Genomic DNA, 15,264 nt, shown 5'->3' on the forward strand with positions numbered 1-15,264 from the left:
GGGTTCCTATCCGCCCTGGGGCGGCCCGGAGGTCCGGTCGCCGGAGCCGGACTTCCACGTCGTGTAGAGGCCGGCGCCCGCGCCGATCACCAGCAGCCAGTCGGGGCCGCCGACCGCGAAGACCACGGCCGCCAGGGCGACCAGGGCCAGCAGCGCCACGAGGTCGAGGAGCCGTGCACCCACCGGCCGGCGCGTCGGTGTTGTACCGGACTGGTCCGGAGGGGACTGGTCTGGGGAGGGCTGGTCACAACCCCGCTGGTTCGTCGTCATGTCCACCATGACAAGGCAGCGGGGCCCGGCGGCGGCAGCGCTGCGAACGTTCGCGCGCACCCGGGATCCGTGGCGCACACCGCAAAACACCCGGCGGGCGCCGTCCGGCGCGAAACGGTGTTCTCCGCCGTTCGGCGGTGTTCCCCCGCAGGGCTGCTCCGCTCTCCGCGCAGCCTCTGCGACCAGGCAGTTCATCGCTCCCGAGGAGTGACCGTGGCATCGGACAGCACCGAACACCCCGGTGAGGGTGAGGACTTCGCGGCCGGACTGAGCCGACTGGCCGCCGAGCTGCGCGCGTTGCGGATCGAGCGGGGCAAGCCCTCGATCCGCGACATCCGGCGCCGCGCGCCCGCCGACCGGATGCTGTCGACCTCCACCATCAGCGAGACGCTCAACGGCAACCGGCTGCCGGGGCACGACGTGTTCATGGCCCTGGTGCGCGCGCTGCTCTCCTTCGACCGGGAGGGCCGCCCGCTGCCGCAGCTCCCCTCGCACAGCGACCCCGAGCTGCGCGGGTGGCGGACGGCATGGCGCGCGCTGACAAAGCTGCAGGACTCCGGCCGCCTGACCCCGGCGGTGCCCGGGAGCGCCGAGCCCGCTCCCCCGGGCATCGCCGATCCTCCGGCCGTCCCCGCCGCCGCTCCGCCCTACCTGCCGCTGGGGCACCCCCTGACCGGCCACACCGACCTCGTACGCACCGTGGCCTTCTCCCCCGACGGGGCGCTGCTGGCCAGCGGCGGCCGGGACACCACCGTCCGGCTCTGGTCCGTCGCCACCGGCCTGCCCGTGGGCGAGCCGCTGCCCGGGCACGGCCGTACGGTGCTCGCCCTGGCCTTCTCCCCCGACGGGAAGTGGCTGGCCGGCGCGGACGGCGACGGCACCGTACGGCTGTGGGAGCTGCGCACCCGGCGGCTGCGGCGGACTCTCGCCGGCTGCGGCCCCCACGCCACCACCTTGGCCTTCTCCCCCGGCGGGGACCTGCTGGCGACAGCGGGCACGGGCGGAACCGTCCAGCTGTGGGACCCCGCCACCGGAGCCGTACGGGGCGAGGTGGCGGTGGGCGGCGGCAGCGTCTTCGCCCTGGCCTTCTCCCCCGGCGGGGACCTGCTGGCGACAGCGGGCACGGGCGGAACCGTCCGGCTGCGGGACCCCGCCACCGGGACCGTACGGGGCGAGGTGGCCGTGGGCGGCGGCAGCGTCCTCGCCCTGGCCTTCGCCCCCGACGGCCGGTCGGCGGCGGCAGCGAGCACGACCGGAGCGATACGGGTGTGGGATCCGCGCGACCCGGGTCTGCCGGGCGCCCTCGCGCACTACCGCCACGGCCATGTGACGGCCCTCGCCTTCGCCCCCGGCGGCGGCGTGCTCGCCACCGCGGGCAGCGACGGCTCCGTACGGTTCTGGGATCCGGCCGGCCTGCTGCCGTGGGGGCGGCTCGTGTCCGCCCGGCCCAGCTTCGTCGCCACGCTCGCGTTCTCCCCGTCGGGCGTGCTGTGCGCCACCGGGGACAGCGACCGACACCTCCAGCTGTACGGGCCCCCGGGGCACGGGGCCACCGCGCCACCGGGAGACCCGGCCGCCGAACACGGCGCCACCCGACCGGTGTTGACGCACACTGCCGCCCCGGCCGCCGCGCTGGCCGACCGGGCCCGCGCCGCCGACCTGCGCTCCGGCCGCCCCCTGCCGCTGCTCCCCCTGGCCGGCGCCCACCACGGGCCCGTCCGGGGGCTCGCCTTCCGAAGCGACGGCTCGCTCCTGGCGGCGGCATACGACGACGGGAGCGTCGGCCTGTGGGACCCGCTCTCCCGTACGCCGCGGCATCGGCTGACCGGTCGGCGCCCGCTGCCGGTGCTGGCCTTCTCCCCGGACGGCTCGCTCCTCGCGGGCGCGCACGAGGACGGCACCGTGACGGTGCTGGACGCGGTCACCGGCCGCGCGCGCACCGACCTCCCCGGCACGAAAGGCTCGTTGTGCGCGCTGGCCTTCGCACCGGACGGCCAGGGGCTGCTCACGGGGGGCGCGGACGGCGCCGTACGGCTGTGGAACCTCCGCTCGGGCGGCGGGACTTCGCTGCCGGCGGGCGCCGACGGCCCCGTACTCGCCCTGGCCCACGCGCCCGACGCCTCCCTGCTGGCCGTCGGGTACGCGAGCGGCCGCGTGGCGCTGTGGCGGCCCGGCGCGAGCGGACCGGAGTCGTCGCGGGCGGCGCCGGCCGGTGAAGCGGCCCTCGCGGCACTGGCGTTCACCGCCGACGCCGCCCTTGTCGCCGTCCACGCCGCCGCGGAGACGACCGTCACCGTGTGGCCTCCCGGCGCCGCCGCCCCGGCCTCGTACGTACTGCGCCGCGGCCCGGTGACCGCGCTGGCCCTGTCCTCGGACGGCACCCTGCCGGCCGCGGCCGTGGCCGGTCCCGCGGTGCTGCGCTGGGCGCTCCCCGCCCCCGTGCCGCCCGGGGTCACAGGACCTTCCGGCGGACCAGCGCCGTCAGGACCAGTGCCCCCGGCAGGAGGGGCAGCCACACCGTGATGATCCGGAAGCCCACGGTCGTGCCCGTGGCCAGGGCGAGGGGTGCGCCCGCCGCCGCCAGGGTGACCACCAGGGCGGCGTCCACCGAGCCGATGCCGCCCGGGGTGGGGACGGCGCCGGCGAGGACGCTGGCCGCCAGGTAGGCGACGGCGACGTCTGCCGAGCGCACCGGGAGCTGCGTCGCCGCGGCCACCGCCACCAGCACCGACGCCTGCAGCGCCGGGAAGGCGAAGGCGCCGCCCCACAGCGCCATCGCCCGCGCCGGGCGGGCGTGGACCGCGCGGGCGTCGGTCAGCGCCACCGTGAGGAAGTCGGCGAGCAGGCGGCGCGCCCGTGTCCAGGCCCGCAGGACGAGTGCCAGCAGCCCGGCGGCGGCGAGCACCACCGCCGCGAGCAGTGCCAGCGCCGTCGCGTCCGGGGCCAGGTCCGCCAGGGGCAGCGCCTGCGGGAAGAGCACCAGCAGGACCGCCAGCAGTAGCACCCGCGCCACCGGCTCGACCAGCGAGTACAGCGCCAGCGCCGCGGAGGACCGCGCCGGCGGTATCCCGCACCGGGTCATGAAGCGCAGGGTGACGGCGTGCGCGCCGAGGCCGGCGGGCAGGACGTGGTTCGCGGTGCCCGCCGCGACCTGCGAGGCGAACAGCCGTACCGGGGGCAGCCGTTCCAGGACGGCGCCCTGCCGGGTCAGGCACACCGGCACCCAGCACAGCCCGGTGATGGCCACCGCGGCGAGCAGCCAGCCGGGGTCGGCGGTGAGCAGCTCCCGGCAGCCGTCCCGCAGCAGCGGCCAGTTCGCGGCGGCCCAGCCGGCGATCAGGACGAGCGGTACCAGGCAGGCCAGCCGGCGCAGCGGCAGCCGCCGCAGCGGCACTACGGGCAGCGCACGTGCCATACGGCGTCCTCCTCGCGATGGGCCCCCGCACACGGGCCCCCGCAAGAGGTATGCCCCACCCGGGCGTCCATCCGGTGTCCGCCGCCCGACGCGCAGTCGACACGACGGCGGTGGCAGCCGCGCGGTACGCCGGCCCGCGACCCTCGCGGGCCGGTGTCACCCGTCCGGTCGACCCGTTCGTCCCGCCCCCGGACGAGCCCGGCGCGCGTTGGCCTTAGGGTCGATCCCGTGAACACCATCCTGGGAGTCGACATCGGAGGCTCGGGCATCAAGGGCGCGCCCGTCGATCTGGCGCTGGGCGACCTCGCCGAGGAGCGCTTCAAGGTCCTGACGCCGCAGCCCGCGACCGCCGTCGCCGTCGCCGCGGAGGTACGGCAGGTCGCCGGCCACTTCGACCTGCCGGGCGGCCCCGACCTGCCGGGCGCGCCGGTCGGCGTGACGTTCCCCGGCGTCGTCACCAACGGCACGATCCGCACCGCCGCGAACGTCGACAAGAGCTGGATCGGCGTCAACGCCGAGGAGCTGCTCGGCGACACGCTGCACTGCCCCGTCACCGTCCTCAACGACGCCGACGCCGCCGGCATCGCCGAGATGACCTTCGGCGCCGGCCGCGACCGCTACGGCACGGTGCTGCTGCTGACGTTCGGCACCGGCATCGGCAGTGCCCTCTTCAGCAACCGCCAGCTCGTGCCCAACACCGAGCTTGGCCATCTGGAGCTGAACGGGTGCGAGGCGGAGAGCCACACCTCCGCCAAGGCCCGCGAGGACGCCGGGCTGAGCTGGAAGGAGTGGGCGCCCCGGGTGGCGGAGTACCTCGCCTATCTGGAGATGCTCTTCTCCCCCGAGCTGTTCATCATCGGTGGCGGGGTGAGCCGCAAGGCCGACAGGTTCCTCGACGCGATCCACGGGGTGCGCGCGGAGGTCGTACCGGCGCAGCTGCAGAACAACGCGGGCATCGTCGGCGCCGCGATGGCCGCCGCGAGCCGGAAGGTGTGAGCACGGGCGCCGACCCGTGCCGGGCACGGGTCGGTGCCTGACCCCTGCGCCTGACCCCCTAAGGCAGCACCACCAGCGCGTCCGCGTCCGGGCGCTCGCCGGCCGCGTCGCTGGGGAGGCTCTGCAGTTCGTCGTGGACGACCATCGCGGTGGAGCCGCCGCCGTCCAGGTTGATCGCGTCCGCCGCGCCCAGGTCGCGCAGTACGGCCGCCGTCTCGTCGATGCTCAGGCCCACCGAGTGCTCGGGGCGCCGGCCGTCGGCGGTGACCAGGAGGATGCGGCCGTCCGCCGTGACGCCGGCCGCGGTGCGCGGATTGCGGCGCAGGTACCAGCCGTTGAAGAAGTCGGCGCGGTCGGCGCCCTCGATGTCCTCGGGGCTCCAGCCGTCGCGTACGGGGTCCAGGGCGCTCGCGCCGTCGCGCAGCAGCAGCGGGCCGCCGTTGACGAGCGAGGTCTGCGGGGTGAGCGGCAGCGGGGCGCCGGTCTCGCTGTCGGCGACAGTGCGCCTCAGGACGAGCGGCGCACCGACCGCGGCGTGCTCGCGCAGCCACTGCGCGCCGGTGCCGGTGCCCTGCAGCACCGTGGCACCGGCGCCGAGGGGGCCGCCGCGTCCCTCCCGTACGGCGGTGACGAGGCCGGCGGCGTCGAGGACGGCCTGGTAGCCGTCGCCCTCCGGCGCGGTGGGGCCGAACGCCGGGGTGAGGGCGAGGAGTTCGTTGGGGTTGCCGCAGGTGTAGTCGTGGGCGGGGTGGGTGAAGGGAGTGGCGTCGCCGGTGCCGCCGCAGTTGACGACGAGCCCCGACTGCCGGTTCAGGCCCGTGACTTCGCGATGGGCGCCGTCCGGTGCGCGCAGAGTGAGGCGGGTGCGCAGCCGGCGTACGGAGGCGGCGGCGCCGGAGTCGGTGGGGACGACCAGGGCCGGGCGGCCGGCCACGGCCTCGGAGAGCAGCTCGCCGCGTACGGCCGAGATCCCGGCGGGGTCGCCGTCGGTGCCGGCGAGCCAGGGGCCGGGGGTGGTGCGGCTGCCGCCGATGACGAAGTAGCCGCCGTTGACGGCGGCGGCGGCGCCGGTGCGCCGGGCGAGGTCGCTGGTGGTCTCGCGGCCGGGGACGATGCCGGTGGCGAGTTCGGAGCCCAGGCGGCCCTTGAAGCGCCTGGGGTCGATCACCAGGACGTCCAGCGACCAGGGGCCGGTGGTGGAGTGGCCGTCCTCGCCGGTGTGCTGGACGCGGGCGGGCAGTCCGGCGGCGGCGACTGCGCTGCGCGCGGTGGCGGCGGCGGCCTGGGTGCCGTAGCGGCCGATGCGGACCAGGGCGCCCAGCGGGCGGCCGGTGGTCGGGTCGTCGCCGGCGACGGGGTCGCGGCGCGGGGTGAGGCCGGCGGCGCGTACCCGGTCCTCCAGGGCGGTGAGTTCGGCCTCGGTGGTGCCGGTGCCGACGGTCACGGTCCAGAAGTCGTCGGGTGAGGCGTGGCCCCGTTCGATGGAGACGTGCATGACGCCGGGGAGCACCTGGCGGGCGCTGCGGGTCTCGGTGAGATCGCCGGGCCCGAGGGGCAGCCCCGCCGCGGCGTCGTCCCGCGCGGGGGCGCCGGAGGCCGCGGGGGCGGTGAGGAGTGAGCTGAACGCGAGTCCCGTCGCCAGAGCGCCGATGAGACCTCGCCGTACCGTGAGAACGCGCATACCGAACCCTTCCACGCGGCGGCTCTTCCGCCCGGCATCCTCACGCTGGACACGCCAACTGGCCAGAGGGCGTACCCGCGTCGACCGTTCGGTGACCGCTGCGGGAAGCCGGGGGGCCGTGGCCCCGGTCCGTGCCGCCCGCGCCCCCTCCGGATACGTGGCGGCATGATCCTTGCCGCGGGCGCCCCCGGCCTCCAGACTGATCAACGAATCTCAACATGCTTGCACATAAGGCACGTTGATGTTCGCACCGTCTACCGGAGGATGATCCGTATGCGTCGCCGTACCGTACTGGCCGGGCTGACCGGGGCGGGTGCCGCCCTCGTGCTGCCCGCCGCCGCCCACGCCGCACCGCAGTCACGGCCGGGCGGACCCTGGATCCAGCCCGAACAGAGCGTGCAGAAGGTCGCGTTGACCTCCAACGAAGCGCTCGGCCCAGCCCTGGAGTCCCTCGCCGCGCGCTCCGGCGGCCGGATGGCCGTCGAGGTGGCCGGGCACTCCGCGGGCGGCCGGCCCATCCATCTGGCGCGCTTCGGCGAGCCGGGCCCCGGCCGCACCGCCGTGCTCGTCCAGACCCAGATCCACGGCGGTGAACCGCTGGGCACCGAGGCCGCCCTGCGGCTGATGCGGACGCTCGCCACCAGCTCCCACCCGGACGTGCTCGCCGTGCTGGAGAAGCTGGCGATCTGGTTCCTGCCCCGACTCAACATGGACGGCGCCGACTTCCGCGCCGCCGACGGAAGCCTGGTGCAGCGCCGCTGCAACTCGCAGGCGTGGACGCCGCTCGAGTGGGGTCTGGCAGCCGACACCCCGGCGCCCTGGTACCAGTTCGAGCAGGGGGCCACGCCCGGTTTCGACCTCAACCGCGACTTCAACCCCGACCTCGCGACCCGCCTCTCCCCCGGCGACGAGATACTGCTGCCGGGCGACTGGGGCACGACGCCCGGCTTCTTCGCCACCCCCGAGGCGCGCACCTCCGCGGCGGTCTTCCAGCGGCTGCGGCCGGCGTTCTTCATCGACCACCACCACCGCTTCAGCAACGTCCAGTCCGACACCGACAACCAGTTGACCACGCTGATGCTCAGCGGCCTCGTCACCGCCGGCACCCGGGAGTTCCCCCTCGACCCGGCCGTGCGCGACCTCTCCTTCCAGGTCAACGTGCTGGTCTGGGACCGGCTGCGCGCGCTCGGCGACTCCGCCTTCGGCGGCATCACCCGCTACTGGGACGTGGACGTGCCCGGCACCGCGCTCGGCTCGTACGCGCTCAACGGCGCGGGGATCATGTTGTACGAGACCCGCGGCGGCGTCGCGCAGAAGTCCATGGGGATGCTGCTCCAGCAGTCGCTGCTCGGCTTCGGCGCCACCCTGGAGGGGCTGGCCGACGGCAGTGTGCGGGCGGTGGACCCGGCGCGCTACCACGACATCCCGCCGGCCGGCCCGGACATCGACAACCCGCGCACCCAGGAGTGAGGACCAACTCATGGACCGCTCCGGCGCGTTGAGCGCACGCGGTCTTGGGCGCGGGGCGGAAGCCTGCGAGGATCGGGCGGCCGGAGAATCCTGAGAAGGAGGCGTCCCATGCCCTCTGGGCCCATGCCAGTGTCCGCGCCCGTGTCCGCGCCCGCCAGAGCCTCCGCGCCTGTCGGCGTCCGCCTCCTCGCCGTGCTCGCCGCGGCCGCCGCGCTGGCCGGCGGCCTCGCCGCCGCCCCGCCGCAGGGGCACGCCGCCGAGGGCGCCGGCCCGCCCAAGTCGCCCGTCGCGACGGGGTACGGCGGTGCGGTGTCCAGTGTGGACGCCGACGCCACCGCCGCCGGGCTGGCGGTGCTGCGCGGGGGCGGCAACGCGGTGGACGCGGCGGTGGCGACCGCCGCCGCGCTGGGTGTCACCGAGCCGTACTCGGCGGGGATCGGTGGCGGCGGCTACCTCGTCTACTACGACGCCCGTTCCCGCAGCGTCCACACCCTCGACGGCCGGGAGACCGCGCCGCTGAGCGCCGACGCGGGGCTGTTCCTGGAGAACGGCGCCCCGATCCCCTTCGCCGAGGCCGTGACCAGCGGCCTGTCCGTCGGCACCCCCGGCACCGCGGCCACCTGGGACCGGGCGCTGCGCCAGTGGGGCAGCCGCCCGCTGGCCGCCGTACTGAAGCCGGCCGAGCGGCTCGCGGACGGCGGCTTCACCGTCGACCAGACCTTCGCCGACCAGACCGCCGCCAACGCCGCGCGCTTCGGCGACTTCCCCGCCAGCCGCGAGCTGTTCCTCCCCGGCGGCGCGCCCCCGGCCGTCGGCAGCACCCTGGCCAACCCCGATCTGGCCGCCACCTACCGGCAGTTGGGCCGCGAGGGCGTCAGGGCGCTCTACCAGGGTGAGCTGGCCGAGGAGATCGTCGACACGGTGCGCAGGCCCCCGGTCGACCCCGCCGCCACCCGGCTCGTCCGGCCGGGCGGGCTGACCTCGGCGGATCTGGAGGAGTACGCGGTGCGCGCCCAGCGTCCGACGCAGGTGCGCTACCGCGGGCTCGACGTGTACGGCATGGCGCCCTCCTCCTCCGGCGGCACGACGGTGGGCGAGGCGCTCAACATCCTGGAGGGCACGGACCTTTCGGCCGCCGGCGAGACCCGCTACCTGCACCGCTACCTGGAGTCCTCCCGGCTCGCCTTCGCCGACCGCAACCGCTGGGTGGGCGACCCGCGCTTCGAGGACGTCCCCACCCGCCAGCTGCTCTCCCCGTCCTACGCCGACTCCCGCGCCTGCTTGATCTCCGACGACCGCGCGCTGACCAGCCCCGTCGCCCCGGGCGACCCCACGGCGGCGGCCTCCGGCTGCACGGGCACGGGAACGGCCGTCCCGGCGGGCCACGAGGGGCCGAGCACCACGCACCTCACCACCGCCGACCGCTGGGGCAACGTGGTGGCGTACACCCTGACGATCGAGCAGACCGGCGGCAGCGGCATCACGGTCCCCGGCCGGGGCTTCCTGCTCAACAACGAGCTGACGGACTTCTCCTTCGCGCCGCTGGTCCCCGGCGTCCCCGACCCCAACCTGCCGGGCCCCGGCAAGCGCCCGCGCTCCTCGATGGCGCCCACGATCGTGCTGAGCGGCGGTCGGCCGCTGCTCGCCGTCGGCACCCCGGGCGGCGCGACCATCATCACCACGGTGCTGCAGGTGCTCACCGGCCGGCTCGACCGCGGGCTCACGCTGCCCGAGGCCATCGCGGCGCCGCGCGCCAGCCAGCGCAACGGGGCGGCGACGCAGGCCGAGCCGGGCTTCCTCGCCCTGCCCGAGCGCCTCGGACTGGAGGCGCTGGGGCACTCCTTCGCCTCCGTGGCCGAGATCGGCGCGGCAACGGGCATCGAGCGCCTGCCGGACGGCCGCTGGCAGGCGGCTGCGGAGCCGGTACGGCGCGGGGGCGGGTCGGCGGGGGTGGTCCAGCCCTCGCCGTGAGAACGCGGCCGGCAACCCCCGTGGTGGAGACGGGGGTTGCCGGCCGGTGGCTCAGGCCGCCGGTACGGGGACCTCGGCCGGCACGCCGGCGCCGCGCACCGTCAGGATCAGCTCCGTCACCGTACGGGCCATCGCCTCGCGCCCGACGGAGAGGTAGCGGCGGGAGTCCACCGCGTGCGGGTTGGCCGTGAGGTAGGTGCGGATCGCCGCGGTCATCGCGACGTTCAGCGCCGTACCGACGTTGACCTTCGCGATCCCCCCGCGGACGGCCGCCGCGAGTTCCGCGTCGGGGACGCCGGAGGAGCCGTGCAGCACCAGCGGCACGTCCAGCGTCGCGGCGAGCCGGGCGAGGAGGGCGTGGTCGAGGGCCGCCGCGCGGGTGGTCATCGCGTGCGAGCTGCCGATGGCGACGGCGAGCGCGTCGACACCGGAGTCGCGTACGAAGCCCAGCGCCTCCAGCGGCCGGGTCCGCGCGCCGGGCGCGTGCGCGTCCAGCGGCGCCTCCTCGTGCTTGCCGCCGACCTGGCCCAACTCCGCCTCCACCCACAGGCCGTTGGCGTGCCCCCAGGCCACGGCGGCGCGGGTGGCGGCGAGGTTCTGCGCGTACGGCAGCCGGGAGGCGTCGTACATCACCGAGCTGAAACCAGCGTCGGCCGCCTGGCGCAGCAGCTCGTCGCCGCTCACATGGTCGAGGTGCAGGGCGACGGGCACCTGCGCGAGGTGCGCCGCGGTGGTGGCCGCGCGGGCGAGCGGGATCAGCCGTCCGTAGCGGAACTTCACCGCGTTCTCGCTGATCTGGAGGATCACCGGGGCGCGGGCCGCCTCGGCTCCCGCGATCACGGCCTCGATGTGCTCAAGGGTGACCACGTTGAACGCGGCGACGGCGCCGGAGACTTGGGCCGCTTCGGTGACGAGGTCACCGGTCTGTGCGAGGGGCATCGAGGGGTCCGCTCGGTGGTCGGGACGGTCAGGGAGCGAGGATGACGGAGCGGGTCAGGTGGCGGGGCCGGTCGGGGTCCAGACCGCGCGCCGCGGCGAGGGCGACGGCGAGGCGCTGAGCGCGGACCAGCTCGGCCAGCGGGTCCAGGCGGCCCTCGATCCACAACGCGCCGGTGGCGCCCACCTGTTCGGCCAGTCCGGCGGGCGCCTCCCCGAACATCCAGGTGGCGGTGGAGTCGGTGCTGACGGAGATGGGGCCGTGGCGGTACTCCATCGCCGGGTACGCCTCGGTCCAGGCGAGCGACGCCTCGCGCATCTTCAGCGCGGCCTCGTTGGCCAGGCCGACGCTCCAGCCGCGGCCCAGGAAGGTGAACTGCCCGCAGTCCAGGAGCCCTTCGGGCAGCGGCTCGGCGAGCGCGGTGCGCGCGTCCGCCACGACCTGCTCGCCGTGCAGGCCCAGGGCGGCGCGCAGCAGGGTGAGGGCGGTGGTGGCGAAGCGCGTCTGGACGACGGAGCGCTCGTCGGCGAAGTCCAAGGCGACCACGGCGTCGGCGGCGGTCATCACCGGGGTGGCCGGGTCGCCGGTGATCGCGGTGGTGGGCACCCCGCTCGCGCGCAGGGCGGCGAGCAGCTCCAGCACCTCGGTGGTGGTGCCGGAGCGGGTGAGGGCGACGACGCGGTCGTAGCGCCGGCCGGCGGGGAACTCGGAGGCGGCGAAGGCGTCGGTCTCGCCCTGCCCCGCGCCCTCGCGCAGGGCGGCGTACGCCTGCGCCATGAACCACGAGGTGCCGCAGCCGACGACGGCCACCCGCTCCCCCGCGGCGGGCAGCCCCTCGGCGTCGCGCGCCAGCCCGGCGGCGCGCGTCCAGCACTCGGGCTGGCTCGCCAGTTCCTCTTCGACGTGGCTCATTCGATCCCCTCGGACTGCGCGGCGGCTCTCGCTGCGAACTTTTACTGCGGACTCTTACTGCGGACTTCTGCTGCGGACCTTCGCTGCGGACTTCACTGCCCGTCGTACGGCCGATCACTCCACACGCCACCCGCGTTGCGTGTTCGTGCAATATATGCGCGTCCCGCAAGCATCTTCAAGCAGTAGGATGAAGTCATCCGTACGAAGTCCGGGCGCCCGACGGCTGCCGGATACGCGCAGGTAGGGTGCGCTGACCGCCCCCCACGGATTCGGAGCCGCGCATGTCACGCGACGCCCGCTGGAAAGCCCTGCTGGAACTCCTCGTGGAGGAGGGCCGCCTCGACGTGGAGGAGGCCGCCGCCACCCTGGGCGTCTCCGCCGCGACCATCCGCCGCGACTTCGACCAGCTCGCCGAGCAGCAGATGCTGGTACGCACCCGGGGCGGCGCCGTCGTCCACAGCGTCTCCTACGAGCTGCCCCTGCGCTACAAGACCGCGCGCCGCGCCGGCGAGAAGCAGCGCATCGCCCAGGCCGTCGCCGCGCTGATCGCCCCCGGCGAGGCGGTGGGCCTCACCGGCGGCACGACCACCACCGAGGTCGCCCGCGCCCTGGCCGTACGCCCCGACCTGGCCGGCGGGAACCCGGCGCTCACCGTGGTGACGAACGCGCTGAACATCGCCAACGAGCTGGCGGTGCGCCCCCAGTTCAAGATCGTGGTCACCGGCGGCGTCGCCCGCCCCCAGTCCTACGAGCTGATCGGCCCGCTCGCCGACGGCGTCCTGAGCCGCATCACCCTGGACGTCGCCGTGCTGGGCGTGGTCGCCCTGGACGTGCTGCACGGCGCCGCCGCGCAGGACGAGGCGGAGGCGGCGATCAACCGACTGCTGTGCGAGCGCGCCGAACGCGTGGTCGTGGCGGCGGACTCCACCAAGCTGGGCAGGCGCGCCTTCGCCGCCATCTGCGCCACCGACCGCATCGGCACCCTGGTCACAGACGCCGGCGTCGACGAGGAGACCGCCGCGGGCTTCCGCGAGGCGGGGGTGCGAGTGCTGGCGGTCTGAGGGGGCGGCCGGGGGCGGTCCGCGAAGGGCTTCGCGCCGCACCCCGACGTCCGTACGGAAGACACCGGGACCGGGGCGTCCCCTTCCGCACGAGCCCCACTCCTGATAGATGAGTGGGGCATGCCAAGATTTTCCCGCGTCCTGTGCGCCCTGCTCCTCACCGCCGCCACCCTCACCGCCGGCGCGGCCCCCGCCTCCGCGGCCCCCGCGGCCGCCGCCCGGCCCGAGCCCAAGGCCCCGCCGGAGTTCGTCGCGCTCGGCGACGTCGACCGCACGATCCTGCACGACATGCGCTACCTCACCGCGCACAACTTCATCGGCGACCCCGTCGACGGCTACCGCCAGCCGCTGTGCGTCCTGACCGCACCGGCCGCCGAGGCCCTGCGCCGCGCCCAGGAGCGCCTGCTCGGCCAGGGCTACTCACTGAAGGTCTACGACTGCTACCGCCCCCAGCGCGCCGTCGACCACTTCGTCGCCTGGGCCAAGGACCTCGACGACGAGCGGATGAAGGGGGAGTTCTATCCCGACGTCGACAAGAGCCGCCTCTTCACCGACGGTTACATCGCCGAGCGCTCCGGGCACAGCCGCGGCAGCACGGTGGACCTCACGCTGGTGCGGCTGCCCGCCGCCGCCACCCGGGCGTACGAGCCGGGCGAGCCGCTGGTGCCCTGCTACGCCCCGCAGGCGGCGCGCTTCCCCGACAACTCGGTGGACATGGGGACGGGTTACGACTGCTTCGACACCCTCTCGCACACCCTCGACCCGCGCATCCAGGGCGAGCAGCGCGCCAACCGGCTGCTGCTGAAGGAGACGCTGGAGGCCGTCGGCTTCGTCAACTACGCGTACGAGTGGTGGCACTTCACCTACAAGCCGGAGCCCTTCCCCGCCACCTTCTTCGACTTCCCCGTCCACCGGCGCTCACTCACCGGCCGCTGACCCTCCCGAGTGGGGGCACCCCGTCGGCTGCGGCTCCCGTACGGGGGCCGCGGCGGCGGGGGCGGCAGCGGCTGCGGTCCGGGCCGTGCGGCGGCGCAGGCGCAGGCGGAAGCCCTCCGGCTTGAGGGTGAGCAGCTCGGTGACGCGCAGCTCGTAGGCGGGGTCGGGGATCAGCTCGTAGCGGTGCAGCAGCATCGCCAGCACCAGGACCGACTCGTGGATGGCGAACTGCCGTCCGATGCAGGCCCGTTCGCCCGTACCGAAGGGCTTGTAGCAGTGCGCGGGGCGGCGGCGCACCTCGCCGGGCGCGAAGCGGTCGGGGTCGAAGGAGAGCGCGTCGGGGCCCCAGGCGGCCGGGTCGCGGTGCAGGGCCGGGATCAGCACGAAGGCCCAGTCGCCCTTCGCCATCGGGTACGTGCCGCCCAGGAGGGTGTCCGCGCGTGCCTGGCGGGCGTAGGCCGGGGCGGTGGGCCACAGGCGCAGCGCCTCGTCGAACACCCGGCGTACGTAGCGGAGTTTGGCGATCTCCCGGTACTGCGGCCGGGGGTCGGCGCTGTCGCCCCAGGCGGCGTCGACCTCGGCCTGCGCCCTGGCCAGGATCTGCGGGTGCTGCGCGAGGTAGTACAGCGCGAAGGAGAGTGCGCCGGAGGTCGTCTCGTGTCCGGCGACCAGGAAAGTGATCACCTGGTGGCGGATGTTGACGTCGTCGAGCCGCTCGCCGGTGTCGGGGTGGCGCTCCTCCATCATCAGGGCGAGCATGTCGCGCCGCCCGGGATCCGGCGACTCCCGGCGGGCCGCGATGACGTCGTCGACCACCTTCTCCATGTACACCGCGTGCTCCTCGTTGCGCAGGTCCGCGGCCCGGGAGCCGAGCAGCCTGCTGACCAACGGGATGCGGAAGCTGCGCAGTTGGGCGTGCCGCAGGGCGGATGACATGGCGGCGACGAAGGGGTGCGGCCGCTCACGCTCGAAGGACTGGAAGCTGTAGCCGAAGCCGGTGCGGCCGATGGTCTCCAGGGTCACCTTGGTCATGTCGGCGGAGACGTCCACCGGTTCACCGTCCACGTGCCGGTCCCAGTACGCGGTCAGCTCGCGTGCCACGTCCAGCATGATCGGGTGGTAGTCCTCCATCGCGCTGCGGCCGAAGGCGGGCAGCAGGATGTCGTGGGCGAGCTGCCAGTTGGGCTCGGAGTTGTACGCGGTGAAGAGGCCGTCGCCCGCGATCCGGCGGAGGTTCTCGACGCCCACGCCGACGTTCTTGGAGAAGCGGGACTCGTCCGAGAGGTCCGCGGCCAGTTCCGCCCCGGCCACCATGACGATCTCGCGGTTGAGGAACTTGCGGGCGAAGATCGGCCCGAGCCGCTGGGCGAGGCGCAGGGAGTCCTGGACGGGCTCGCGCGGGTTGGCGTTGAGCAGGTCGCCCAGCAGGGGCAGTCGCCGGGGCGGATACGGGATTCCCTTGGTCTGCACGGGCGTGCTCCCTGGCCGTGAAAGGCGGTCGTGGTCGGTACGGTCTGCGCCGTCGCCGGAAGGCGCGGTGGGATCAGGATCGCGCCGTTATTGAACCCACGTCAAGGAGTGGGGCCGTATCCGCTCCCGCAGCTGCCGCCGCCGC

At 75.1% G+C, this 15,264-nt stretch carries 12 protein-coding genes; 6 read left to right on the forward strand and 6 right to left on the reverse strand.

Translation table 11 applies throughout. The features are described from left to right. Positions 1-6: 6 nt before the first annotated feature. Positions 7-183 carry a hypothetical protein gene (locus ACFQLX_RS04705; protein ID WP_386412225.1) on the reverse strand — a complete coding sequence of 59 codons (177 nt, stop codon included), beginning with the start codon at positions 181-183 and terminating at the stop codon, positions 7-9. Positions 184-483: 300 nt separating this feature from the next. Between ACFQLX_RS04705 and ACFQLX_RS04710 the strand changes: the two genes are divergently transcribed. Further along, on the forward strand, positions 484-2,793 hold the full coding sequence (locus ACFQLX_RS04710) for a WD40 repeat domain-containing protein (protein WP_386412227.1): 2,310 nt from the start codon (positions 484-486) through the stop codon (positions 2,791-2,793). On the opposite strand, the gene ACFQLX_RS04715 is transcribed toward ACFQLX_RS04710, so the two are convergent. Continuing rightward, complete coding sequence (locus ACFQLX_RS04715) at positions 2,723-3,685, reverse strand: lysylphosphatidylglycerol synthase transmembrane domain-containing protein (RefSeq protein ID WP_386412229.1); 963 nt, start codon at positions 3,683-3,685, stop codon at positions 2,723-2,725. The two genes, ACFQLX_RS04710 and ACFQLX_RS04715, sit on opposite strands and share 71 nt — an antisense overlap. Positions 3,686-3,913: 228 nt before the next feature. Here ACFQLX_RS04715 and ppgK point away from each other — a divergent pair, with 228 nt between their 5' ends. Next, positions 3,914-4,681 carry a polyphosphate--glucose phosphotransferase gene (gene ppgK / locus ACFQLX_RS04720; RefSeq protein WP_386412231.1) on the forward strand — a complete coding sequence of 256 codons (768 nt, stop codon included), beginning with the start codon at positions 3,914-3,916 and terminating at the stop codon, positions 4,679-4,681. Positions 4,682-4,739: 58 nt separating this feature from the next. Here ppgK and ACFQLX_RS04725 read toward each other — a convergent pair whose 3' ends face one another. Then, entirely contained in the window at positions 4,740-6,362 is a 1,623-nt protein-coding gene (locus tag ACFQLX_RS04725; protein ID WP_386412233.1) for a phosphodiester glycosidase family protein, read from the reverse strand. A 273-nt stretch (positions 6,363-6,635) separates the two neighbouring features. On the opposite strand from ACFQLX_RS04725, the gene ACFQLX_RS04730 reads away from it, so the two are divergent. After that, positions 6,636-7,832, forward strand: coding sequence for a M14 family zinc carboxypeptidase (locus tag ACFQLX_RS04730; protein ID WP_386412235.1), 1,197 nt, complete (start codon positions 6,636-6,638; stop codon positions 7,830-7,832). Positions 7,833-7,955: 123 nt separating this feature from the next. Further along, positions 7,956-9,803 (forward strand): gamma-glutamyltransferase, encoded by a 1,848-nt coding sequence (gene ggt, locus ACFQLX_RS04735; RefSeq protein WP_386412474.1) that lies wholly within the window; start codon positions 7,956-7,958, stop codon positions 9,801-9,803. 51 nt (positions 9,804-9,854) lie between these two features. Here ggt and ACFQLX_RS04740 read toward each other — a convergent pair whose 3' ends face one another. Continuing rightward, positions 9,855-10,742: a class II fructose-bisphosphate aldolase gene (locus tag ACFQLX_RS04740; protein WP_386412237.1), complete on the reverse strand. Its 888-nt coding sequence runs from the start codon at positions 10,740-10,742 to the stop codon at positions 9,855-9,857. Between the two features lie 28 nt (positions 10,743-10,770). After that, positions 10,771-11,652: an SIS domain-containing protein gene (locus ACFQLX_RS04745; RefSeq protein ID WP_386412239.1), complete on the reverse strand. Its 882-nt coding sequence runs from the start codon at positions 11,650-11,652 to the stop codon at positions 10,771-10,773. A 281-nt stretch (positions 11,653-11,933) separates the two neighbouring features. On the opposite strand from ACFQLX_RS04745, the gene ACFQLX_RS04750 reads away from it, so the two are divergent. Then, positions 11,934-12,713: a DeoR/GlpR family DNA-binding transcription regulator gene (locus tag ACFQLX_RS04750; RefSeq protein ID WP_386412241.1), complete on the forward strand. Its 780-nt coding sequence runs from the start codon at positions 11,934-11,936 to the stop codon at positions 12,711-12,713. A gap of 120 nt (positions 12,714-12,833) precedes the next feature. Next, positions 12,834-13,649, forward strand: coding sequence for a M15 family metallopeptidase (locus tag ACFQLX_RS04755; protein WP_386412243.1), 816 nt, complete (start codon positions 12,834-12,836; stop codon positions 13,647-13,649). Here the strand turns inward: ACFQLX_RS04755 and ACFQLX_RS04760 are convergent. Continuing rightward, the gene (locus tag ACFQLX_RS04760; RefSeq protein WP_386412245.1) at positions 13,632-15,119 is read right to left on the reverse strand and encodes a cytochrome P450; all 1,488 of its coding nucleotides are present in this window, start codon (positions 15,117-15,119) and stop codon (positions 13,632-13,634) included. The two genes, ACFQLX_RS04755 and ACFQLX_RS04760, sit on opposite strands and share 18 nt — an antisense overlap. Positions 15,120-15,264 lie beyond the last annotated feature (145 nt).

The sequence above is a fragment of the Streptomyces polyrhachis genome (assembly GCF_042663125.1).
Lineage (GTDB): Bacteria > Actinomycetota > Actinomycetes > Streptomycetales > Streptomycetaceae > Streptomyces > Streptomyces polyrhachii.